The organism is Rhabdobacter roseus (genome assembly GCF_014202275.1).
Taxonomy (GTDB): Bacteria; Bacteroidota; Bacteroidia; order Cytophagales; family Spirosomataceae; genus Rhabdobacter; species Rhabdobacter roseus.
This window is the reverse complement of the sequence record NZ_JACHGF010000001.1, coordinates 955,280-978,766: the sequence shown is the minus strand read 5'-3', so window position 1 is coordinate 978,766 and position 23,487 is coordinate 955,280. Positions and strand designations below refer to the sequence as shown.

Sequence of the window (23,487 nt, the reverse complement as noted above, 5' to 3'; positions counted from 1 at the left end):
GAGCAAGAAAATAAAACAATGAAAATCAACCAATTCACTACCAAGATCACGCGTAGGCTGGCGAAACTTCTGCTGGTACTGGCCGTCGTGACCGCCAGCATGAGCGGCTGCAAGGAGTCGTACCTGCAGCCAGAGCCCCTATCCTTGTTTGAGCCAGGGCTCACCTTTTCTACCCGGAGCGGCCTGGATGCGGCCCTGGCTATCTGTGACCGCCACATCCGTGCCTACTGGACTTACTTCGAGTATACCGATCTAAGCCTTCCCATTAGTACCGAGTACATGTTTTCGGAAGTAGCCGTGGCCAGCAAAACAGACGACGGAAACATTTTTGCGGATATTGCCACCCGGCTTACGCCCACCGATATGCCCGAGCGCGTAGGTTACTTCTGGCACGAAACCTACAACGGCATCAAGTACGCCAACACGGTACTTTCGTTTATTGGGAACGTACAGGGCCTTTCCGAGGACGTTAAGAACGAGTACCGGGGCCGGGCGCTCTTCCACCGTTCTTTCCGCTACCTGGCGCTCTCATTTCAATTCAAAGATGTACCCCTGGTTACCAAAATTCTGGAGGTACCTAAGCTGAACTACCGCTCTACCCAGCGGGAAGCGATCCTGAAGATGATCACCGCCGATATGGAAAAAGCCGTAGAATGGGTACCTGAGCAATCCCAAATGGCCCTGAAGGGGATGGTCAACAAAGCGGCCTGTCGGCAACTACTCATCAAATGCTACCTGGCAACGGGGCAATTTGACAAAGCCATCGAGCAAGCCGACATCCTGATCAACAGCTCGGGTTACTCGCTGATGCAGGCCTCCTTTGGCAACGATGTAAGGCCCTACTCAGCTACCTGGCCCATCGTGCGCAACGTCGTGTGGGATCTGCACCGGCCCGAAAACAAAGCCATCGGTGCCAACCGGGAGGCCCTGATGGTAATGCCTAACCGCATCAACACCGACATGGGCATCAAAATGAACTCCATGCGCAACTGGCTGCCTTTTATGGATTACGCCAATACCAAAGCACCGGACGGAAAACAGGCCATGCGCTATTTTCCGGCCTCCAACGCCAACCATCGCGCGCAGTACGACTACGTACGGGCATTGGGCCGGGGTATTGCCCACATTCGGCCTACCTACTACGCCCAAAAGTCCTTGTGGTACGTCAATGGCGTGGATGATAAAGGCGACTTGCGCCACAGCTCGGCCGTAGGGAACTGGGTTCGGATGGATTCGCTCAAATACAACGACCCGACCAGTACGTACTTTGGCCAGAATGTAGCTCTGCGCGGTCCGTCGGGCAACTATTTCACCGACGACACCATCCGCTGCTGGTTTGACTGGCCGCACTACAAGTACTACATCGAAGATCCCAACGAATCGCAAAACGCCAACGAAGCCAACCACCGGGGCGGGGCCGGCGACTGGTACCTGTACCGCCTGGCCGAAACCTACCTGCTACGCGCCGAAGCCAAGTTTTACAAGGGAGATATCGCCGGGGCTACGGCCGACGTGAACGCCATCCGGCAGCGGGCCAAGTGTGAGCAGCTATACACCGCCGTAACCATTGGGGACATCATGGACGAGCGGGCTCGCGAACTGAACATGGAAGAATGGCGCTTTACGGAGCTGAGCCGGGTGTCGTACTGCCTGGCGCTGTCCGGCAAAACCGACGAATGGGGCAATTCCTACACCATCGACAACCTGGCCCAGAATAGCTACTGGTACCAGCGGATTCAGCACCACAGCGACTTCTACAACAAGGGCAAAGTAACCGTGCGCAATCGCTCGTATACCATCGCTCCTAACAACATCAACTGGCCCATTCCGCAGTCGGCCATCAACGCCAACGCCGGTAACCGGCTCCGTCAGAATCAGGGCTATGACGGCTACGATCCCGGCGCTCCTTCGTGGCAAAACTGGGAAGATGCCGTGGCGGACGAAGACCGGATTTAAATCATCATTTTTCCTGATTACCGTAGCGCAGAAGTACCTTCCGCGCTACGGTTTAGCTTCTAGTTGTATGAAAATCATCCGAATTGCTTCCTTGCTGCTGGCTTTGGTTACGTATGCCAACCTGAGCCCGGCCCAAACCGAGTTCGAGCCCGGAGCCGTCTGGTACGACGACCAGGGCCAGGTCATCAACGCGCACGGCGGTGGCCTGCTTTTCGACCAGGGTACCTACTACTGGTTTGGTGAAAAGCGCGGTAAATCGGCTTCGGAAGGCGTCAACGTGTATTCGTCGAAGGACCTTCATAGTTGGAAGTACGAAGGAGTAGCCCTGGCGAAATCCACCGACCCGGCTAGCGAAATCGCGACGAACGGGCTCATGGAGCGTCCCAAGGTGATTTATAATCCGAAGACCCGAAAGTACGTGATGTGGTTTCACCTCGAACTGCCGGGGCAGGGCTACAAAGCCGCGCGCGCTGGCGTGGCCGTCAGCGATAAGGCCACGGGCCCCTACCAGTACGTGAAAAGCTTCCGCCCCAACGGCCACATGTCACGCGACATGACCCTGTACGTAGACGAAGACGGCTCGGCGTACCAGATCTACTCGGCGCGCGAAAACTACGACTTACGGATCGTGAAGCTCACCGACGACTTCCTCTCGGCCACTACCCAGGACACGCTCCTTTTCAGCAACCACCGCGAGGCTCCGGCTATTTTCAAAAAGGAGGGAAAGTACTACCTCATCACGAGTGGCTGTACCGGCTGGGCACCCAACGCCGCCGCCTTACACACGGCCACGTCGCTTTTTGGTCCCTGGGAGCTCCTCGGCGACCCCATGAAAGGCCCCCAGGCAAATATCACCTTCGACGGGCAGTCGACCTACATTCTGCCGGTGCAGGGCAAAAAAGACGCATACATTTTTATGGCCGATCGCTGGAATCCCAAGGACCTGAAAGATAGCCGCTACCTGTGGCTACCCATCCAGTTTAAGGACAACCAGCCGGTGGTGGAGTGGAAAGACCGGTGGAGTCTGGCGGATTTTGGCCATTAAACGAGCTCCGCAGGTACCTTCTATTCCCAAGTAGGTACCTGGGCCGGAGTGCTGGTTACTAGTCGATTTTTCAAGAGGTACTTTGCAAAACGAAAGCCCCCGGGCCGGTTTTGCAAAGTACCTTTTTTTGGGTCTAGCTTTCCCTGTTTGCGAATTTTTCCGCTTGCGATAGGTACTTATAGAGAACTCTCAGCAACGCCAAGGCATCACACCGGGAGTTCCCGATTCCGGACGCAGCAGTATTTCTATAAATACCGTGAGCCCGGCCGGATAGGGTATGGCTTGGCCTTCACATCTACCTCCTTTTTTAGTGCATAACGAATAAAAATTTGCAAAAAAGTAATAATAACTATTTTTTTAGTAATAGCTTTTCTTTACCTTTCGACTAAGCATTTCCTTAGTAGCTAGTATTTACGGCTACGTGAGTACGTGTATAAATCCCTGTTTACCAAATAGCTCGCTCATCTTTTAAGAGAAAAGAGAACTCTACAAGGTACTTTACAAACAGTATCCACCTTTTAATGATACGCGCCCTATGAAATTTCATCTACTACTCGGTTTATGGGCCTGTTTTTTCAGTAGCTTATTTCCTGCCCAGGCACAGCTCGAAAAGCCTTTTACGATTGAAGGCACCCTTTTGTCTTCCCCTCAGCAGATGGTATATCTGCGGTATAATGGTAAATGGATTGACTCCTGCCTTACTAACCTACAGGGGAAATTCACTTTTCGTGGCCGTAATCAGGAAGAACTACCTTATTCCCTTTACTTCAAATCTCCCCGCCCGCGGATGATTTATTTAGCGCTTCATGATGAAACGCTAAGGATTACTATTGAGACCAGTGGCAGACCTCTTGATTCGCCGTTTCCTGATTTTACCCTGGAAGGCTCACCCTCAAGCTTTGCCCTAGGTCTAAATAGTTATGTTGTTTCTAGTCATTTCGCGTCCCAATTCAGGGCTTTGCTAGATAAAATTACTCAATCAACTATGAAAGGCGATACAGTAGCTGCTGATTCGCTGCAAAAGCAATTAGATGATGTCAGGAGAAAATGGCTCTATACGAAAAAAGTTATTGTAGACACTACCAAGAGCCCGGTACTAGCTCATGAATGCATCATTGGTATGGAGGTGATCATGGATTTGCTCCCTGACGGCGAAACCTATGAGACTACACTGGATAGTGCCTACGTAAGTGCCAGCGAACGCTTTATCGCTTCTTCCTTTTTTCAGGATTTTTATACAAGCTACTTGCGAAAAAAGGGAAGTCAGACCCGAATCATCCAGATTAATAACATACATGAGGCTCCCTTTGCTCTGCCTGATCGTACGGATCAAATAATCAGCTACAAAGACCTGGAAGGCAAGTACCTGCTCATTGACTTCTGGGCCAGTTGGTGCAAGCCCTGCCGCGTGGAGCACCCTCACCTACGCAAGGCCTACGAGCGCTATGGTGGTACTTCCTTCGAGATCGTGAGCATTTCCATCGACAAGCCAGCCAGCCGCAGCAAGTGGCTCAAAGCCATCGAAGATGATCAGGTAGGTGAATGGATACACCTGCTGAACGTAGAGACTCCCGAGGAGAACGTGATCCCGAAGTACAATTTCAGTTCCATCCCCTACAACATCCTGGTAGCTCCCGACGGCAAGGTCCTGGCCACGCGCCTGCGGGGTACTAAGCTACTGGAAGTACTGGATGGGTACCTCAAGTAAACCCTCCCGCAATCCAGCGCAACTTACGGTACGACCCCGCTGGGGTCGTGAGACACTGTCACTTCTGCTATTGCTATAAACATGAGATTCCTCCGGAATCCGGCGAATGAAAGCCCATGAAGAAGGTACCTATTCACAAATGCCGAGAGCCAAACACAAAGCAGTCTCGTAGGCCAGGGCCTTTTTTCACAAAGTACCCCCTGCCTACTGCGGAGCTTTCCATTCTACCCATTCTTTTACCGTCAGGTAGTGGTTGTAGGGTATCTCTTTTTGGGCGGCGGCTTGTTGCAGTTGATCCAGGTACTTGGTCAGGTAGGTGCGGTCGTCCCGGTGGTGCCACAGGATGTACCAGGCGGCCTCAACCCCTTCCTCACCAAACGCGCTGAGGGTAGGCCAGCCGAATTCCTCGATGATCCGGTCCAGTAAAATCCGGTTGGCGGCGTCGGTCGCGACCATTTTATTTTGATAAAAAGCATTTCGTTCGGGCTGGTGGCGGGTATGCAGGCTATCGCGCCAGCGCTGGTCTGCCTCAAACATGTCCTTCAGCAAGTCTTTGATCTCCGCTCGGGATTTACCTTTTACCGGCCGGTAGGGGTCGATGTCGGCCTTGATGATCGAGGGAAGATAGGGGGCAAAAGTACCTTGGGTGGTAGGCAAGGTACCTGGCGGCTCCTTCTCCGGGGCCTGGGTACATTGCAGGAGGCTTCCCGCCAGTACCCAGGTAGCTAGTGCATGTATCTTCATAAAGGGTACTTTAGAGCTAATCCGAATTGACTTTTTCGCGAATGCGCGCTGTGCGGTCGTGGGGGTACTTACTACCTGCGCTTTTGCTATAAATGGGTGATTCCGTTCCACTTCGGCCTCCGGAATCGGCGATGAGACGCCACTTTATTGACTTACAAAATGCCAGACAGCAGAGCTGTCGCACGTTTATAGAAACCAAAGTACCCGCTTCGAATACTAATCTAAATTTAGCAGAGTAAAATCGCCTTTGCTTAGCACGTACCGAACATGGTCCGATTCGTTATCTGCCTGAAAACTGATTGTTCCTTCCGTATAAGAGGTACCATTTACTACATATTGCCGGGAAATTGTTAGCGATCCTTCCACTTTAAAATCCCTCCAATCATTCCTAACGTACGAATTAAACGTAATAGGATTGGACAATCCTTTATACTCTTTTAAAGAAACCGTTATTGCATCTGGCTGGCCTAACGTATAGGTACCTACGGGTAGGTTCTTGTAACTAACCGGTGATTCAAAGTGCAAACTAAGTGCATTAGTCAATAAAAAGTTCTGCAAATACGTGACCTGTGCATTTTCTCCGAGAGTGCTACGAATAGCTGAAGTGCTAGATAGTGTTTCTGTCAAAAAAGATTCGCTAGCCCCTTGTAGTTCACCCAAAAATGTACTGCTTTCTTTATTGCATTCATACGTTTTTACAGCTAATTTCTCAAAATGACCCGAGATATTAATCGATTTATTTAATGAGGATGAAAATAACTTGCCAGCCACAGAGAATGAAACTTCTTTTCTGACCTTATCATAATTAAATTCAGAAACGTTAACAAAATCTGAGGAGTTAAATGATTGGATTTCGTATCTTTCGCCTTCTCTAGTTCTAAGCCCCATAGCGACTAATCGTCCCGTAGGCGTTAATTGAATTCTTAAATTATAAATGAACAAGGTGTTATTAAAGTCGATACTTTGTAAAAGAAACCCACCACAACCTTCCGATACTCCAATTGATTCTCTTAAAATAGGCTGTTCTTCCTCATCGATAAAAAAATGAGTCACTTCGACAGGATCGACGTTCTTTTGGCAACCAAAAGCCACCAAGCCTATTGCTAATAAGAGTACGCGAATATGATTCATCATTTTATTTGAGCAAGCTTAAATTGATAAGCGTAATTACACCGACGGACTCACTCCCAAGTGCACCCGGCCCTTCTTATCTTTTTCTTGTTACAGGACTGGCCTCTGAAGTCTCCGCAGAACTACCAAATTCAAGTCCTAATTTATTAAAAATTCCACCCGCTGGGTCAATTCCAAAATTAAAAGTTCTCTCCGCTATCACCCGTTTATAAAACAGGTGAGCAATAATCACGCAAGTCTCCGCTATCGTCAGTTTATAAAACTGGTGATAAATAATCACGCAAGTCTTTGACTTGCAAAGCCAGACCTAACCCGAACTCAACGGCTTTTACTTCCTTAAAAAGGTACTTTGGAGTTTGAAAACAACCACCAAACGTAATACTGGACATCACTACGCCTAGCCATCCATTCGTTTATAGCAACCAAAGTACCCCCTACGCGTACGGATTGGGCGGAAATACGTGGAAGGCAAAGCCCTCGCGCTGCATAGCTTGCTGTACCTCAGCGGTGGGCATTTTTTTGAAAATAACCGCACAAAGTACCTGCGACGGCATGAGCGTGAGCTTCGTCAACAGGTCGTGCAGGGCTAGTTTGCGCTTGATTTTCCGAAAGGCGGGTGAAGAATCGTCGGCTCTTTCGTGGGCAATGGATGGGTGGTAGTAGTTGTTGTTGATGCCCTTGAAGGCCACCGCGGGCAGTCCGATGCCGTTGGCGAGCTTATCCATTTCGCGCTCCGAGAGCTTAAATACGTAGTTGCCTACCTCCTCGTGCGAGTAGCGGTTTTTCCAGTAGCGCTGCAGCAGGGCCGTATCCCAGCGGTCCAGGATGTTGCGCAGGGCCAGCAGGAGCGGCATTTTGGAGATCGGATCGTGAGGCTCCACCAGGATCACCGCCTCGCGCGCCACCCGGATCATCTCGTACACGGCCAGGTAGGGCCGGGGAAAATGGTGGTAAGCTTCCTTGCAAAACACGTAGTCGAAGGTACCGTCGGCAAAGCTCAGCCGCTCGGCGTTTTCGACGGAGTACTTTTCGATGAGCCCGTGGGTGCGCGCCAGCGGCAGGAAAGTACCCGCGATGTCGGTGGCCGTGACGTCGAGCCCCTGCTCAAAAAAGAAGTTGGCGTCGAAGCCGTAGCCGTCGCCCACCGTCAGCCAGCTTTGGGAAGTACCCACAAACGGGGCCGTGAGCTGGAGCTGCCGCTGGTGGATCCAGTTGTTGATGGTACCTTCGGCCCGGCCCCGTTTCCAGGTTTCGATGGCTCGTTCCTGGGCTTCCAGGGAATTGTACTGGATTTCATACCAGCCCGAATGCGCTTCGTGGCTTCGTTTCTCGACGGTCATGGGTACTTGGCGTTTACGATTTTCACTACAATAATAGGCAATACCCTCCATTCCCCGAATCCTTCGTACTTTTAGCCCGGCAACTTAAGGAGCCGCTGTGGCCGCCACGCGCCTGAGTCAACATAGTCTTATCAACTTGGAGCCATGCAACAAAGTCTGACGATGGTAAAAGATTTGGAACTGCTCTATAAATTTGAAGTGCCCCAAGAGTTGACCGGCGAGACCCGCTCAGTGGTCAATACTTTCCTGGATATGGTCATCCGTGATTTTAGAACTAAAAAGGCTTATGCCCAATAGATATTTACACCATTAGGTAACAAAAAACCCTCACTTCTGAGGGCCTAAACACTTATATTATGATCATACTATCATCCTTTTTAATTCTGTCTATATTATTTTTAATTGTATTTGCTTTTTTTGTAAAAAGTAAAAATCAAAATGTATATACAAAAGAAATAGGGCAAAGATTAGCAGAAAAAAAATATTCTCTTGTTAAAATAGAACCCTCAGAATCAATTGAAGGGTTAAATAAGGAAAATTCAGTTTTCATAACAAATTACGGAACATCTCCCTTCTTTAAAATATTCAAAAAAATAACTTTTAGAAACGAAAGTGATCAAATATTTTATGGATATGCGGTCATAAAACTTCTTTTCTTCTTTGTCATTTCCATAAAAATATATGATGATAAGGAGCAAGTGCTATCATAACTAATTTTCATTTTTTGTAGGGATTTTCACGTCTATATCTGCGTTTCCTCTTAGCCCTACTCCTAATGCGCCTTCAGCCCCAATACTCAGGATTCTCCGCTATCGCCAGTTTATAAAACGGGTGATCAATAATCATGCAAGTCTTTGACTTGCCAAATCCGATTCCGAAGGCTTTTTACTCCCTCAATACTAAAAGGTACTTTGGGAAAGCTAAGATTAACTTTTTACGAATGCCAGAACGCGGCCTGGCGAGGCCCGGCTTGGCCCACATTTATGGAAAGCAAAGTATATGATTTTCACCACAATAATAGGCAATACCGTCCATTCCCCGAATCCTTCGTACATTTAGACCTGCAACTTAAGGTGTCGACGTGGCCGCCACGCGCCTGAGTCGACATAGTCTGACCAACTTGTAATGCATAAAGGACGGCCGCAAAAGTAGGTAGCCGCCGAGTTGGGCATCGGGTAGTCCGATGGGAAACGGGAACCGTCAGTATAGGAACTACAGAAACTGGCCAAACTCCTGGATATGAGCGTGGACTAGGTATTGAATACAAATGATGATTTGCCCCAGAAAGTAACCGTTGAACATGAAAGTAGCTGGGACCAGTTTCAGCTTATTCAGCAGCTTGATGAAGACGACAAAATAGTTGTCTTTAAAATCATTGACACCATGTTAATCAAAAAGAAATTTAAGGATTTCTTTTTGATTAACATGGCAGCCCTATAAATTCCGAAACATAGAACATCAGCTGCGCCTTTGGTGGCTAGTTCATAAACTATAAAGAACCCTTTAATTGTATTGTAACGGCTTCCAAATCTTCTACTACGCCACCAGTAAATTCCTTTGAAATAAGTTTCATATTACCAATGAAGTAAGCTTGGCTATCATTGAATACAACTATATATAAAAAAGGAATATAATTTGATTTCTTTAATAATTTAAAGCTATTTATTTCCTTTTCTTTACTTCTATAAAAATTCTTAAATACTATTCTATTTTTATTTAAACATACGTCATAAATTTTGCTATAAAAATAATTGAGAGTGGCAATAAATACTAAAGTCAATACGAACAAGGCCTTAATATGATTAGAAGGATTAATCCATAAAAATATACTATTTATAATTATTAAAAAAATACAAATAAGAAGTATTAATAATTGAATATACTTAATCCCTCCTAAGCTCAACTTTGATTCTAAAATCATGACTTGACTTTCTCTTTCGTGTTTAAGTTCAACTCCTGCATTTCGTTTTAATTCGTTGATTTCTTTCGTCATCTCCTTTGCATAGAACTGTGGATCAGTTTTGAAAAACAACATTAAATTATCCGTTGGCTTTATTCTAAACTGATACTTTTTTCCGTCATTTAAATAGAGTGTATATAAATTATTTAAAACACTTGTCATTTCAATTTTTTCAAACTTATTAATAAATATTTTTCGTGTTGTATATATGTTTTGGATATACAAAAAATTATTTTCGTGCCAAATGTTCCATATTTTACTACTCCAATAATTTATTAGTGCAGTAAGAAGTACCATTATAACAAAAACAAAAAGGCCATTTAATGTAAATGAAGAGAATATTATAATCGCAGAAACAATTAAAAATAATAGTGTAAAAGCCCAAGTCATGACTTGGGAAGCTTTTATATCAAACTTACTAATTTCAATTCTATTAGTCATCATTTTTATTATAAGTTGCTCTAACGCCAATACTTGCATCAAAAGAAAAGATGAAAGACGCACCTATATTTACTCCAGTCCTCAAAAGCCCCTATACTCTTATACGTAATCTTAACACCAAAAGCAATATGGTAAACTAAAAAACTAGGTTCCGGAATCAGAATCTGATTCTGTTAGCTTAAATTTAATGTGTTTTGATAGCCGCTAAATGAACTTAGGTATATCCAAGTTGATCTTAAAGTTAACACTTCTGCCTTCGAGGCATCTCTTAAAATTAGCCGTTTATAATCATTGATCTGCTCGATAATAATATTATCAACACTGGAAATAGACTTTTCCAAATCTATTTTCTCAATTTTGGCTTGAACTAAGTCCAAAGTTATTTGCACAGTATTTACACTCCTATCTAACCACTTTTTGGGAATTTTCTTTGGAAGCTTCCTTAGGTCGAACCGTATATTGATTATAAGATCTTGACCGGTTGTGATCTTAATTTCGTGGAGGAATAAATTCTCCAGACCTGGCACTTCATCCTGATATAAGGCCAGTAAAGACTCTCTTCTTTCAATTAACGACACCCACATATGTAATTCTTATTAAACGGATCAAAGGGATAGTGCGCATTCGTACCGGGCATGGTGTCAGGTCTTGTACCTCCGCTATCGCCAGTTTATAAAACGGGTGATAAATAATCACGCAAGTCTTTGACTTGCCAAACCCGATCCCGAAGGCTTTTTACTCCCTCAATACTAAAAGGTACCTTGGGAAAGCTAAGATTAACTTTTTACGGATGCCAGAACGCGGCCAGGCCCGCGTTTATGGAAAGCAAAGTATACGATTTTCATCACAATAATAGGCAATACCGTCCATTCCCCGAATCCTTCGTACTTTTAGCCCGGCAACCTACCGCCCCGTTTTTGGTATGATTCTTCATTTAAGTACTTTTCAGCGCGAAGGCGGTGCCGCCGTGGCCGCCACGCGCCTGCACCGGGCCCTGCGGCAGGCAGGCGTCGACTCGCACCTGCTGGTGCACACGCTCACGAGCCCGGAGGCCGGTACCTCGGCCCTGGCCGAAAGTACCTGGCAGCGGCGGAGGGCGTGGGGACGCTTCGTGGCCGAGCGGCTGTACTTTCTGCCCCACGAGAAGGACAAAAGCGTCCGCTTTGCGTTTTCGCCCGCCCGCGTCGGGGCCGACCTGAGCCAGCATCCGCTCGTGCAGCACGCTGACCTGCTGCACCTCCACTGGGTCAATTTTGGTTTTTTATCCCTGAAATCGCTGGAAAAACTCTTTGCCCTGGGCAAGCCCATCGTCTGGACCCTGCACGACATGTGGGCTTTTACGGGCGGCTGCCACTACAGCCGCGGCTGCGAAAGGTACCTGACCCACTGCCAGCAGTGCCCCTACCTGCGCCGTCCCGGCGAGCACGACCTGTCATACCGGGTGTTTGAAGAAAAGAAAAAACGCTGGGCCGCGGCTCCGATCACCTACGTATCGCCGAGCCAGTGGCTGGGTAGTTTGGTACAAAAAGCGCCCCTGAGCCAGCATCGGCCCGTACGGGTACTTCCCAACCCGCTGGACACCGCGCTTTTCCGGCCTATGGACCGCGCCCAAATCCGTCAGCAACTGGGGTTAGCACCCACCAAAAAGTACCTTCTCTTTGCCGGTGCCAACACGCAAGATCCGCGCAAGGGTTTTGCCTACTTTCGCGACGCGCTCCGGCTGCTCAAGTACCCCGCCTCGGAGCTAGAGGTACTGGTATTTGGGAAATCTCAGCCCGAAGCCCTCGCGCAGCTGGACCTACCCGTGCGGGACCTGGGTACTTTGACCCACGAAGCCGACATCGTGGCGGCCTACAACGCCGCCGATCTGCTGGTGGTCCCTTCGCTGGAAGACAACTACCCCAACACCATCCTGGAAGCCATGGCCTGCGGTACGCCGGTGGTGGGCTTCGGCACGGGCGGTATTCCGGAGCAGATCCGGCACCGGCACGACGGGTACTTGGTCCAAAGTACCTCCGCCACCGACCTGGCGCGGGGCATCGACTGGGTACTTGGGGAGGTACCTTCCGGCCGCCTTCGGGAAGCCGCCCGCCAGCGGGCCGTCGATACCTGGAGCTACCCCGTGGTGGCCGGGCAGTTCAGGGAGCTGTACCAATCGTTGCGGTAAAAGAGGTACTTTTATTTTTCCCAAAATCGAAAAAGGAACCCTCCCCTTTCGCCAGGTACTTTATATTTTTGAACCGAAGGTACTTTTTTACATACCGCCATGCCGCTACTGACCCTCATCACCATTACCTACAACGCCGAGCGCTACCTGGAGCGCACGCTCCTAAGCGTGCAGCGCGCGCTCAGGTACCTGGCGGCCCCGGCGGAAGTGGAGTACCTGCTGGTGGATGGCGCCTCCACGGACGGTACCCTGGCACTGGCCCAAAAGTACCCCGGCCTGCTGAGCGGCATCGTCTCGGAGCCCGACCGCGGCCTTTATGATGCCATGAACAAAGGCCAGCAAAGGGCCACCGGCACGTACCTGTGGTTTCTGAACGCGGGCGACGAAATCCACGACGACCAGGTACTTCGACGGCTCCTGGAGGCTTTTCAAACTCCCGCCGACGCCTACTACAGCGATGCCTTGCTCGTGCGGGACGACGGCACTCCCGTGGGCCTGCGCAGCCAGTACACGCCCCATACGCTGCCGCACCACCTCCACTGGCGCGACCTCGCCCTGGGCATGAAGGTCTGCCACCAGGCGTTTATTGTTCGGCACAGCCTCGCACCCGTCTACGACATCACCAACCTCAGCGCCGACCTCGACTGGGAGATCGAATGCCTCAAACGCGCGCAGTCGGTCAAGTACCTCGACTTCGTGCTGTGCAGGTACCTGGTGGGGGGGCTGTCAGTGCAGCAGCACCGGCGTTCGCTCTGGGACCGGTTTCGGGTACTTCGGCGGCACTTTGGCCTGGCCCCTACCCTTTTGCACCACGCCCAAATCCTGTGGCGCGGCTTCTGGTTTGCGCGGCGGCGGGGCAAGTACTGGTAAAAGTACCTCTAGCGGTTGATGAGGCAGCCTACGGCCTGCGTCCGCGCTGGCAGCACGGGCTGGCCCTGTAAGGTCGCCTCCAGCGCATCGCGGAGGTAGTGCTCGGTCACGGCCGGGCGGTTCTTGCCCAGGGCGTAATACCAGTTGTCGATCGCGCCGCGGTAGATGATCCGTCCCAGCGGGTCGGTCAGGATGGCCTCGGGCGTCACGGTGGCGTCGAAGCGGTCGGCCAGCGCTGCCCCTTTATCTTTTTGTCCCGCAAAAGGTAGTTGATAGCTGCCGTGAAAACGGCGAATATCTTTCTTTTTGAGGGTATAAGTAGGGTACACCGCCCGGAACTCCACGCCCTGCGTTTGGTACTTTTCGTAGAGTTCTTTTAGTGTACGAGTATATCCTTGACAAACAGGGCATTCCGGGTCCATGAATAGCCATACCGTAAGCCTGGTAGCAGCTTGCCCTTTTTGGGTAGTTTGGGAAAAAGAGCCCTGGGCTGGATTCTGAACGTACAGCGGCCCGTTTTTCACCGGATTCAGGAAAGTACCTTCGCCAGGCAGCAGAAAATAGCTTAGAAATAGTACTACTCGAAAATAAATCATTGAATATTGATGAATAATTGGATTATTTTTTACTAAATATGATAAATATAATATATTTGTTAATTACGGTATATTTCAAAATACCCTCTTGCATTAATCAACACAGCCAAAATTTAGTTTTATGAAAAAAAAATTTCTACTAGTTATCTCTTGTTTACTTGTATGCTGCACGATGGTCCGCGCCCAGGAGGTTCGGGTTTCGGGTCAGGTGACTTCCGCAGAAGACGGGTCGATGCTCCCGGGGGTTAGTGTACAAGTGAAAGGTACCACCAGCGGTACCCAAACCGACGCCTCCGGCAATTACGTAATTAGTGTACCTTCTTCCAACTCGGTACTGGTATTCAGCTTTGTGGGGTTGGTTTCTCAGGAAATTACCGTGGGTAACCAAACCGTACTGGACGTAGCGCTAGCTTCCGATCTTCGTACCCTGAGCGAAGTGGTTGTAACGGGCTTTGGCTCCCAGATCAAACGCGACTTGACCGGGAACATTGCTCAAGTAAAAGGCCAGGACATCGAAAACATGCCCGTAGCCAGCGTGGATGCCGCACTGCAAGGCCGGGCCGCCGGGGTGTACATCAACACGGGCTCGGGTAAACTCGGCGAGGCCGTAACGGTTCGTATCCGCGGCAACTCCTCGATCAGCGCTAGCAGCCAACCCCTGTACGTGATCGACGGTACCCCCGTCACCACCAGCGACCAGGGCAACTACGGGGGCGAAACCAACCCCCTCGCCGACATCAACCCCAACGACATTGAGTCCATCGAAATCCTGAAAGACGCCTCGGCGGGCGCTATATACGGCTCGCGTGCGGCCAACGGCGTGGTACTGATTACCACCAAGCGCGGCAAGGCAGGCAAAACCAACGTGAGCATCAACTACCAGATGGGCGTGTCGGAAGCGACCCGACGGGTGCGGTTCATGAATGCCGAGGAGTACGTGAATTTTTTCACCCGCGCCGCCAACACGCGTGACCGCATCTCGGGCTACGACTACGACGATCCTGACTCCTACACCCAGTACATGCTGGGCCCCGGTGGCTTCCTGGACTACTACAGCTATGGTACCTTCGGCACGCCGCAGCAGGGCAGCTACGACTGGCAGGAGCAGGCTTTCCAGAAAGGCCCCATGCAGCAGCTGGATTTCCAGATGAACGGGGGTAGTGACAAAACCAGATTTTTCGTGTCAGGCCAGTACCTCAACCAGACCGGTACCATCGTGGGCAACAACCTGGATCGGATCTCGGGCCGCATGAACCTGGACCACAAGGCCTACAATTGGCTTACGGTGGGGCTGTCGATGGGGCTGGCGCGCACCAACAACCGCCGTATCCCCGGCGACAACGCCTTCTCAAACCCCATGCAGATGGCCGCCCTTACGCCCCTGACCCCCTTTACTGATCCCGAAACGGGGCTCATTGCGGGTACTCCTCCCGGCGACGTGAACCTGCCGCTTTACTACAACCCGCTTTTATCGGTCAATTACGCCAAATTCCTCCAGGTGTCGTACCGGAACCTCACCAGCGCGTACGCTCAGGTTAACTTCACGCCCGACCTGCGCTTCCGCAGCGAGCTGGGCATAGATCTATTGAACCAAAACGAAGAAGGGTACTACCAGAGCCAAACCGTACGGAACATCGCCACGGCTAGCAACGGCCTGGGAAATAACTACAGTACCTTCGTAACCAACTACAATACGAACAACTTCCTGACCTACGACAAGCTCCTGGGGCTGCACGAGATCGGCGCTACGCTGGGGATGTCATACCAGCAGTCGCAAACCAAGCGTAACTTTGTAGAAGGTACCCAATTCCCTTCTAACTCGTACCAGAAAATCGCCAGCGCCGCCACCAAGTCCGACGGCAGCAGCAGCGAGACGAACTTCCGCTTTTTGTCGTACTTCCTGCGGGTCAACTACAAGTTTTCCGACAAGTACCTGCTTTCGGTCAGCGGGCGCGTTGATGGCTCGTCGCGCTTTGGGTCCAACTCCCGCTACGGCTTCTTCCCGGCGGTGTCGGCCGGTTGGGTACTTTCGGAAGAGAATTTCCTGAAAAACAACAATACGCTGAGCTTCCTGAAACTACGCGCCAGCTACGGCCTCACGGGAAACTCCGAGATTGGCGACTTCCCACAGCTGGGTCTCTACTCGGGTGATGCCGGCTACGCCGGGGCCGCCGGCCAGCGTCCGTCGCAGATTGGCAACCCGGACCTGCGCTGGGAAGAAACCCTTCAGGCCGATTTTGGCCTTGACTTTGGCTTGCTCAACAACCGCATCAACGGGGAGATTGACTACTACGTAAAAAATACCTCCGGGCTACTACTGAACGTAAACGTACCCTCTACTACGGGTTTTCTGTCTCAGGTACGTAACATCGGCAAGCTCGAAAACAAGGGCGTAGAGCTGGTGATCAATACCCAGAATACCGTCGGGGCGTTTAAATGGAATACGTCCTTTAACGTAGGCTCCAACCGCAACAAGGTAACGGATATTCAGGGACAAATCATTGAAGGAGGCGTGCGGAGCATGAGCCGGGTCATGGAAGGCCAGCCGGTGGGGGTTTTCTACACCGTGGAGTACGCCGGGGTAGATCCTAACAATGGGGACGCGCTTTTCTATAAAAATACTGAGAATCCCGACGGTAGCGTAGACCGCTCTACGGTGACCAATGCTGGCTACAACACCGCCCAACGGGTAGTAGTGGGCAACCCGAATCCTAAGCTGGTGGGTGGTATTACCAACACGATTTCGTTCAAGGGGATTGATTTCAGCATCTTCTTCAACGGCGTATCCGGCAACGCCATCAACTTCTACGGGGTAGGCCAGTACTCTTCGGCCAATGGGATTTACGAGGATAACCAAACGGCCGACCAGCTCAACGCCTGGACGCCCGAAAACCCCAATACCGACGTACCCGAGGCGCGCTTCTACCGCAGCAACGGAAACCAGGCCTCCAGCCGCTACATCTACGACGGCTCCTACCTGCGCCTGCGTACCCTCACGCTGGGTTATACCCTGCCCAAAAGCCTGACCAGCCGCATCAAAACCGAGCGGGTGCGGGTGTACCTGTCGGGGCTTAACCTGGCTACCTTCACCAACTACAAAGGCTGGGACCCCGAGGTAAGGACGGACTACAATGCCAATACCTACGCCATGGGAAATGATTTTTATACGCCTCCCCAGCCGCGTACCGTACTGGTAGGGATCAACGTAGGTTTCTAATACTCATTGATAAAGGATACTAACATTATGAAAAAAACAATCACTAGATATACCTGCCTGCTAGCGGCCAGCTTTTTGCTGCTGACGGCCTGTGACAGCAAACTGGACGTGCTCCCGACCCAAACGATCGACGAAAGTACGGCCCTAAGTACCTCCCGCGACGTGGAAGTGACGCTCATTGGCTGCTACGATGGCATGCAGGACGTTGACGTGTACGGAGGGGCCTTTCAGGTAGCTTCCGAGCTCCTCGGCAACGACGTCGAGCTGAACTTCGGGGGTACTTTCCAGAACTTGCTGGAGCTCTTCAACAAGCAGATCACCACGGCTAACTCCACCGCTACCCTTACCTGGAACGACTCCTACAACACCATCAACCGGTGCAACAACGTGCTTTCGGCGTTGGATGTGGTCGACGAGGACAAGCGGGCACGCATTGAGGGGGAAGCGCGGTTTATTCGCGGGTCGTTGTTTTTTGAGCTGGTGCGGCTCTACGCCCGGGCCTGGGGCGACGGCGACAACAACCTCAATCCCGGCATTCCGCTGGTACTGACGCCCACGCGTGGGGTTAACGAGGATAACTACCCGGCCCGCAGCAGCGTGGCGGCGGTGTACGCCCAGGTACTTGACGACCTGACCAAGGCCAAGCAACTACTCCCGGCGAGCAACACCATTTATGCCACTAAAAATGCCGCTTCGGCTCAGCTCTCGCGCGTGTACCTGATGCAGGGCAACTACGCCGGAGCCCGCGACGAAGCCAACGCCGTGATCGAGTCGGGACGGCAGCGGCTGGTTACGCCTTTTAGCTCGCTGTTTTTTACGTACCTGACCAACGGCGGGGCCAATCCCGAGGAGTACATTTTCTCGATGATCGTAACGCAACAGGATGGCTCCAACGCCATCAATACTTACTTTGGCGTCAATTTTAGCGCTATCCCGGGTACTTCGGGCCGGGGCGACATCCGCGTACTACCGGCCCACCTCAATTTATACGAAGCCGGTGACGTACGCCGCAACTTCTTCGTAACGACCAACAACACCTTCACCCAGAAACACCTTGACACGTTCGGGAACGTCTTGTTGTTCCGTTTGGCAGAAATGTACCTTACCCGCGCCGAGGCCAACTTCCGCCTCAGCACCGTCGTAGGGGCTACTCCCCTCGAGGACCTGAACCGGATCCGTACCCGGGCTGGGCTGGGTGCCGCCACTACGGCTACGCTGGACGCCATTTTGCGGGAGCGTCAGCTGGAGCTGGCCTTTGAAGGGCACCGCCTGCACGACTGGAAGCGTACCCGAAGAAACATCGGTACCCGACCGTACAACTCGCCGATGCTGATTCTTCCCATTCCTCAGCGGGAAATGGACGTCAACAAAAACCTGGTTCAGAACGAGGGCTATTAGGGCCGGCTGGATCGTTCGCTTGGCGAATCCCCCGTTCCCACCAAAAAACGGCCCGAAGTTTTCGGGTCGTTTTTTTATTTTGGCTAGTAAAACATTCCCCTGACTGCAAAGTTTTACCTATATTCCGAGCGTCAAAAGTAGATTTAGGTACTTTTTTATTTCCTTAAGGAATACTATTAAAAAATATCCTACTAGTAGCAACAGAAAAACCCATTTTAAGCGTATATATAAGGTACATAAAGTACCACGGTATCAGCCGCGTGCTATTTCCTTCAGTAGGATTTTCCCTATCCCGGACATAACCCATCAGGAGTGGTCTTACCGAAAGCAGTCCGTTTCAAACCAAATGCCATAACAAACTATTAGAATACACTTTACAAACCAGCTTACATGAACAAATTCGGTCGTTTTTGGGGACTATGGTTACTCTTTATGGGGCTAATACATAGCGCGCAGGCTCAGGAGAGGGTCATCACGGGGAAAGTCACCGCAGAAAGCGATAATTCACCCCTCCCAGGGGTTAGCGTGGTGATACTGGGTACTACCAATGGTACTACCGCCGATGCCGAAGGCAACTACCGCCTTTCGGTCCCCTCCGGAACCGTCACCCTTATTTATTCCTTCATTGGGCTGGCTCCCCAGGAGATAACCGTGGGGCCCAACCGCTCGGTGGTCAACGTTTTAATGGCCGAAAACACGACGGAGCTGAACCAGGTGGTCGTAACGGGCTACAACCAAACTCAGCGCAAGGACGTGATCGGCTCCATTACTTCCATCAAAAGCGAAAAATTCCGGGATATTCCGGTCGTTGGAATCGACCAGGCGCTGCAAGGGCAGGCTGCCGGGGTACAGATCTCGCAGTCCTCGGGTACGCCCGGAGGCGGTATTTCCGTTCGGATCCGGGGAAACACCTCCATCTCGGCCTCCAACCGCCCGTTGTTCATCGTCGATGGCATTCCGATTTACGATGGTCCCGTTTCGGGTAGGGACTTTGGGGGGCAAAATGACAATGCCCTGGCCATCATCAACCCACAGGACATCGAGTCCATCGACGTACTCAAAGACGCTTCTGCCAAGGCCATTTACGGCTCCCGGGGAGCCAACGGGGTGGTGATCATCACGACCAAGCGCGGACGTAACAACCGCACCTCCATCACCGCAGACGTACAACGCGGTATTACCGAAATCGTGAAACGCCCCCAGCTACTCAACGCCAGCCAGCTCGTGGAACTACAACGCGAAGCCGTGCAAAATGCCGGACAGGACCCTAATAAGTTTGGGCTTATAAAAGGCGTCACCGACGGCATCGATACCGACTGGATCGACGCGATCCTGCGCCGGGGGGTACTTCAGCAGTACCAGATTTCGGCCGCCGGGGGTGATGATCGCACGCGCTTTTACCTCAGTGGCAGCGTCCGCGACGAAGAGGGCGTGCAGCTCAACAACCGATTTACCCGCTACAGCGGTGCCCTGAATATCGACCACCGCGCCAGCAGCAAGCTCAAGGTAGGGGCCAACCTCAACCTTTCTCTCAGCCAAAACGACCGCGTCAAGGGCGACAACTTCCTGGACGGCGTGTACTCGGGGGCTATTAAAAGCCTTCCTTACTACGCGCCTTACAACGAGCAGGGCCAGCTCTACGGGCCCGGTAGTCCCAACTACCCCGGGTTCCCGAACTTCAACCCAGTGGGCCAAGCGCTCCTGCCACGCTTCCGGACCTACGGGCTCAAACTGCTGACGGGCGTCAATGCCGACTACGAGATTATGCGGAACCTGCAGTTCCGGACCAAGTTCAGCATGGATTATAACAACAGTGAAGAAGATCAGTTCGAGCCTTCATCTACGGCCATCGGTGGTTTCCTGCAAAGCGTAGGAGGGCGCGGATACGGCGTGTACATTACGGCTACTACCTATACGCTGATCAACTCCAATGTACTGACCTACTACCTCTCGCTGAACGAGCGGCACCATTTTAACACCCTGCTCGGCAACGAGATCATCCAAACCGTAGGCCGCTCTTCTGACGTATCCGGACGGGTTTTTCCGAGTGATGATTTTACCTACATTACCTCGGCGGGGGTAGTGGATGCGGGTAGTTCCTTCCGGGACCAAAACGGCCTGGTGTCCTTTTTTGGGGAAGTAAAATACGACTTTGACGACAAGTACCTGTTTGGCCTTACGGCCCGCTACGATGGTTCCTCCCGTTTTGGACAAAACCGCCGCTTTGGCTTCTTTCCCTCGCTCTCGGCCGGTTGGCGCATTTCACAAGAAGAATTCCTCAAGGATGTGTCCGTCATCTCCGACCTGAAGTTACGCGGAAGCTACGGCTTCACGGGCAACGAGCGCATTGGCAACTACCAGTTTTTGGGTACCTGGGCCAGCGTGACCTACAACGGCGCCGCCGGGGTAGCGCCCAACCGGCTACCTAACGCCCAACTCCAGTGGGAACGCACCCGCGAAGCCAACATCGGGGTGGACGCCAGCCTTTGGAACGGACGCCTCAGCGTGACCGCCGACGTGTACAGCAACCTCACCGACAACCTGCTTTTTGCCGAACCCATTCCGGCCACGACCGGTTTCGGGACCATCCAGGGGAACATCGGGCAGGTGACGAATAAGGGGGTGGAGCTAACCATCTCGACCGTAAACATGGACCGGGAAGTCCGCTGGACGACCGACCTCAACCTTACCCAAAATATTAATAATGTTGCCTCGCTGGCCAATCAGGATACGCTCTACCGGGGCTACACGGGCAACGGCATCAGCGGCACCAACGCCATCCTGGAAGGCCAGCCATTAGGTACTTTCTGGGGACTGAAATTTCTGGGCGTAGATCCGGCCACGGGTGACGCCATCTATCATGACTTGAACGGCGACGGACAGATTACCCCCGCCGACGGGCAGGTCATTGGCAATGCTCAGCCGAAGTTCTTTGGAGGCTTCACCAACCGCGTATCCTGGAAAGGCTTCGATCTGAGTGTCTTCTTTCAATTTATGTACGGCAACAAGACCCTCAATTTTTCCAACACCACGTTGGTGAATACGGGGGCCGATCTGGAAAACAACCAAAGCGTTGATGCCCTACGCCGCTGGCGTCAGGAAGGAGACGTAACCGACGTACCCCGCTACGTATTTGGCAACACATACAACAACTTTCATAGTAGCCGCTTTCTGGAGGACGGCTCCTACTTGCGCCTAAAAAACCTGTCGTTTGGCTATACACTCCCCAAAAACTGGTCGATCAAAGCCAAGATGAATACCGTTCGGCTATTCGCCTCGGCGACCAACCTCTGGACGCTGACGCGTTACTCAGGTACCGATCCCGAAGTAAGTACCCTTGATGGCTCCACGGCCGCTCAAGGAATCGACTTCTTTACGTTACCGCAGGTAAAAACCATGATGGTAGGTGCTACGGTAACTTTTTAAACGTTGAAAGCGAAGCAATCTAAGACTTGGATAAGCGATTTTATGTTGAATACCGCTATGAATACTCGTTGGGTAAATAAAAAAAAGATAACACTACGCTCCTGGATGGGCGCGGCGGGCTTGTCGCTGCTGTTTTGGGGGGTTACGTCCTGCCGGGAAATCCTCGAGCCCAGCCCGGTAGACCTGCTGGTAGACGAACTGGTCCTGAACGAAGCCGCCGATGTGCAGCCCGTCCAACTGGGTCTTTATAATGCCTTTCGGGGCATAGGTGCCCCGAAGGTGATCGCGGGTGATTTTACGGCGGATTACATTCAGCACAATGGTACCTTTACGGTTTATAACGAGTTGGGCAATAAGCAGATTACCGCCGCCAACGACGCCGCAGCCGCGCTGTGGGGAGCCATTTACCGGGCCGTGTACATTGCTAATTTTATTGAAGAAAACATTGGCAATGTTCCCGGCGTACCCGAAGCCACCCGCACGAGGGTGCTGGCCGAGGCGCGCTTTGTGCGGGGCTACGCCAACTTCGTTGGGGCCTATACCTACGGCGGGATTCCGCAGGTGACCACGACCGACGTCCCGACCAACCGCAACATTGGCCGGGCTTCGCAGGAAGCGATTTTACAGTCGGTTCTGGCCGACTACCAGGCCGCCCTGCCCGACCTACCCGAAACCTACCCCAACGACCGAATCACGGCGAAGACTTTTGCCACCAAAAACGCCGTGCGGGCGGCCCTGGCGCGCTACTACCTCTACCAGCAAAACTGGACGCAGGCCGAACAAACCGCCACCGAAATCATCAATACCCGGCTGCAGTCGCTCGATACCTCCTACGCCGCCGTCATTTTTCAGGAATACGACAGCGAGACGATCCTGGAGGTAGCCTACGCCAACAACAGCAACGACGACCCCGGTACCGCTACCTTCGGCTTGAACAACGTCCTGGTAGGTCGGCGGGAAGTCATACCGGCCAATCCCTTGGTCTTGAAACTACTTTCTACCAATTCAGGTACCCGCAGCCAAACGATCTCCTTCAACTCGACCCAGCAGCGGGGCAACGACAACGGCTGGACCGTGCGCAAGTACGGCTCTCCCGACGACGCCAACAACAACATCACGCTTTTCCGGCTTGCCGAAATCTACCTGATCCGGGCCGAGGCCCGCGTTCGCCAGAATAGGCTCACCGGCACCAACGGTGCCCTCGCGGATATCAACCTGCTGCGGGCGCGGGCCAAAGCGCCCAACGCCAGTTTTAACACCCAGGAGAACGCCCTGCTGGTGATTGAAGAAGAGCGGGTGTACGAGTTGTCGTTTGAAGGCCACCGCTGGTATGACCTTAAGCGCACGGGTCGGATCCAGGCGGTGATGTCGGCGTTCTCGCCCAACTGGAACCAGAAGTACGAACTGTGGCCCATTCCGCAGAGCGAGATCCAGCGCAACCGGGCCCTGGTGGGCGCGCAGAATCCGGGCTATTGATTTGACTAATAA

The 23,487-nt window shown here is 51.8% G+C and carries 17 protein-coding genes; 11 read left to right on the top strand and 6 right to left on the bottom strand.

The genetic code is table 11. From position 1 onward, the window contains the following. Positions 1-18: 18 nt before the first annotated feature. The 3 genes from HNQ92_RS04125 (at position 19) to HNQ92_RS04115 (ending at position 4,709) form a co-directional block, all read left to right on the top strand. Positions 19-1,956 carry a RagB/SusD family nutrient uptake outer membrane protein gene (locus tag HNQ92_RS04125; protein ID WP_184171318.1) on the top strand — a complete coding sequence of 646 codons (1,938 nt, stop codon included), beginning with the start codon at positions 19-21 and terminating at the stop codon, positions 1,954-1,956. Between the two features lie 67 nt (positions 1,957-2,023). After that, positions 2,024-3,001, top strand: coding sequence for a glycoside hydrolase family 43 protein (locus HNQ92_RS04120; protein ID WP_184171315.1), 978 nt, complete (start codon positions 2,024-2,026; stop codon positions 2,999-3,001). Between the two features lie 985 nt (positions 3,002-3,986). Then, a complete protein-coding gene (locus tag HNQ92_RS04115) occupies positions 3,987-4,709 on the top strand; it encodes a TlpA family protein disulfide reductase (protein WP_184171312.1) in 723 nt (240 codons plus the stop codon). 204 nt (positions 4,710-4,913) lie between these two features. Here the strand turns inward: HNQ92_RS04115 and HNQ92_RS04110 are convergent, their stop codons facing one another. From HNQ92_RS04110 to HNQ92_RS04100, 3 genes are all read right to left on the bottom strand, one after another. Beyond that, entirely contained in the window at positions 4,914-5,453 is a 540-nt protein-coding gene (locus HNQ92_RS04110; RefSeq protein WP_184171309.1) for a DUF6624 domain-containing protein, read from the bottom strand. Between the two features lie 216 nt (positions 5,454-5,669). Further along, positions 5,670-6,587 (bottom strand): hypothetical protein, encoded by a 918-nt coding sequence (locus HNQ92_RS04105; protein ID WP_184171306.1) that lies wholly within the window; start codon positions 6,585-6,587, stop codon positions 5,670-5,672. 431 nt (positions 6,588-7,018) lie between these two features. Continuing rightward, a complete protein-coding gene (locus HNQ92_RS04100; protein ID WP_184171303.1) occupies positions 7,019-7,924 on the bottom strand; it encodes a class I SAM-dependent methyltransferase in 906 nt (301 codons plus the stop codon). Between the two features lie 144 nt (positions 7,925-8,068). On the opposite strand from HNQ92_RS04100, the gene HNQ92_RS04095 reads away from it, so the two are divergent. Then, the gene (locus tag HNQ92_RS04095; protein ID WP_184171300.1) at positions 8,069-8,221 is read left to right on the top strand and encodes a hypothetical protein; all 153 of its coding nucleotides are present in this window, start codon (positions 8,069-8,071) and stop codon (positions 8,219-8,221) included. A gap of 59 nt (positions 8,222-8,280) precedes the next feature. Further along, the gene (locus HNQ92_RS04090; RefSeq protein WP_184171297.1) at positions 8,281-8,634 is read left to right on the top strand and encodes a hypothetical protein; all 354 of its coding nucleotides are present in this window, start codon (positions 8,281-8,283) and stop codon (positions 8,632-8,634) included. 779 nt (positions 8,635-9,413) lie between these two features. Here the strand turns inward: HNQ92_RS04090 and HNQ92_RS04085 are convergent. Both HNQ92_RS04085 and HNQ92_RS29140 read right to left on the bottom strand, forming a co-directional pair. After that, entirely contained in the window at positions 9,414-10,328 is a 915-nt protein-coding gene (locus HNQ92_RS04085; RefSeq protein ID WP_184171294.1) for a hypothetical protein, read from the bottom strand. A gap of 170 nt (positions 10,329-10,498) precedes the next feature. After that, complete coding sequence (locus HNQ92_RS29140; RefSeq protein WP_184171291.1) at positions 10,499-10,909, bottom strand: Imm50 family immunity protein; 411 nt, start codon at positions 10,907-10,909, stop codon at positions 10,499-10,501. Positions 10,910-11,247: 338 nt separating this feature from the next. On the opposite strand from HNQ92_RS29140, the gene HNQ92_RS04075 reads away from it, so the two are divergent. Together HNQ92_RS04075 and HNQ92_RS04070 are read left to right on the top strand one after the other, a co-directional pair. Further along, positions 11,248-12,492: a glycosyltransferase family 4 protein gene (locus tag HNQ92_RS04075; protein WP_184171289.1), complete on the top strand. Its 1,245-nt coding sequence runs from the start codon at positions 11,248-11,250 to the stop codon at positions 12,490-12,492. A 99-nt stretch (positions 12,493-12,591) separates the two neighbouring features. Then, positions 12,592-13,362 carry a glycosyltransferase family 2 protein gene (locus tag HNQ92_RS04070; protein WP_184171286.1) on the top strand — a complete coding sequence of 257 codons (771 nt, stop codon included), beginning with the start codon at positions 12,592-12,594 and terminating at the stop codon, positions 13,360-13,362. Positions 13,363-13,370: 8 nt separating this feature from the next. Here HNQ92_RS04070 and HNQ92_RS04065 read toward each other — a convergent pair whose 3' ends face one another. Then, positions 13,371-13,958 carry a redoxin domain-containing protein gene (locus HNQ92_RS04065; protein ID WP_184171283.1) on the bottom strand — a complete coding sequence of 196 codons (588 nt, stop codon included), beginning with the start codon at positions 13,956-13,958 and terminating at the stop codon, positions 13,371-13,373. A gap of 121 nt (positions 13,959-14,079) precedes the next feature. Between HNQ92_RS04065 and HNQ92_RS04060 the strand changes: the two genes are divergently transcribed. The 4 genes from HNQ92_RS04060 (at position 14,080) to HNQ92_RS04045 (ending at position 23,475) form a co-directional block, all read left to right on the top strand. Continuing rightward, a complete protein-coding gene (locus tag HNQ92_RS04060; protein WP_184171280.1) occupies positions 14,080-17,175 on the top strand; it encodes a SusC/RagA family TonB-linked outer membrane protein in 3,096 nt (1,031 codons plus the stop codon). 27 nt (positions 17,176-17,202) lie between these two features. Further along, a complete protein-coding gene (locus tag HNQ92_RS04055) occupies positions 17,203-18,573 on the top strand; it encodes a RagB/SusD family nutrient uptake outer membrane protein (protein WP_184171277.1) in 1,371 nt (456 codons plus the stop codon). A 390-nt stretch (positions 18,574-18,963) separates the two neighbouring features. Further along, a complete protein-coding gene (locus tag HNQ92_RS04050; RefSeq protein ID WP_184171274.1) occupies positions 18,964-21,999 on the top strand; it encodes a SusC/RagA family TonB-linked outer membrane protein in 3,036 nt (1,011 codons plus the stop codon). 57 nt (positions 22,000-22,056) lie between these two features. Next, positions 22,057-23,475 carry a RagB/SusD family nutrient uptake outer membrane protein gene (locus HNQ92_RS04045; RefSeq protein ID WP_246439591.1) on the top strand — a complete coding sequence of 473 codons (1,419 nt, stop codon included), beginning with the start codon at positions 22,057-22,059 and terminating at the stop codon, positions 23,473-23,475. Positions 23,476-23,487: the final 12 nt, after the last annotated feature.

Coding starts and splice junctions, on each gene's coding strand:
- HNQ92_RS04125 (WP_184171318.1), top strand. CDS start 19: ATGAAAATCAACCAATTCACTACCAAGATCACGCGTAGGCTGGCGAAA.
- HNQ92_RS04120 (WP_184171315.1), top strand. CDS start 2,024: ATGAAAATCATCCGAATTGCTTCCTTGCTGCTGGCTTTGGTTACGTAT.
- HNQ92_RS04115 (WP_184171312.1), top strand. CDS start 3,987: ATGAAAGGCGATACAGTAGCTGCTGATTCGCTGCAAAAGCAATTAGAT.
- HNQ92_RS04110 (WP_184171309.1), bottom strand. CDS start 5,453: ATGAAGATACATGCACTAGCTACCTGGGTACTGGCGGGAAGCCTCCTG.
- HNQ92_RS04105 (WP_184171306.1), bottom strand. CDS start 6,587: ATGATGAATCATATTCGCGTACTCTTATTAGCAATAGGCTTGGTGGCT.
- HNQ92_RS04100 (WP_184171303.1), bottom strand. CDS start 7,924: ATGACCGTCGAGAAACGAAGCCACGAAGCGCATTCGGGCTGGTATGAA.
- HNQ92_RS04095 (WP_184171300.1), top strand. CDS start 8,069: ATGCAACAAAGTCTGACGATGGTAAAAGATTTGGAACTGCTCTATAAA.
- HNQ92_RS04090 (WP_184171297.1), top strand. CDS start 8,281: ATGATCATACTATCATCCTTTTTAATTCTGTCTATATTATTTTTAATT.
- HNQ92_RS04085 (WP_184171294.1), bottom strand. CDS start 10,328: ATGATGACTAATAGAATTGAAATTAGTAAGTTTGATATAAAAGCTTCC.
- HNQ92_RS29140 (WP_184171291.1), bottom strand. CDS start 10,909: ATGTGGGTGTCGTTAATTGAAAGAAGAGAGTCTTTACTGGCCTTATAT.
- HNQ92_RS04075 (WP_184171289.1), top strand. CDS start 11,248: ATGATTCTTCATTTAAGTACTTTTCAGCGCGAAGGCGGTGCCGCCGTG.
- HNQ92_RS04070 (WP_184171286.1), top strand. CDS start 12,592: ATGCCGCTACTGACCCTCATCACCATTACCTACAACGCCGAGCGCTAC.
- HNQ92_RS04065 (WP_184171283.1), bottom strand. CDS start 13,958: ATGATTTATTTTCGAGTAGTACTATTTCTAAGCTATTTTCTGCTGCCT.
- HNQ92_RS04060 (WP_184171280.1), top strand. CDS start 14,080: ATGAAAAAAAAATTTCTACTAGTTATCTCTTGTTTACTTGTATGCTGC.
- HNQ92_RS04055 (WP_184171277.1), top strand. CDS start 17,203: ATGAAAAAAACAATCACTAGATATACCTGCCTGCTAGCGGCCAGCTTT.
- HNQ92_RS04050 (WP_184171274.1), top strand. CDS start 18,964: ATGAACAAATTCGGTCGTTTTTGGGGACTATGGTTACTCTTTATGGGG.
- HNQ92_RS04045 (WP_246439591.1), top strand. CDS start 22,057: ATGAATACTCGTTGGGTAAATAAAAAAAAGATAACACTACGCTCCTGG.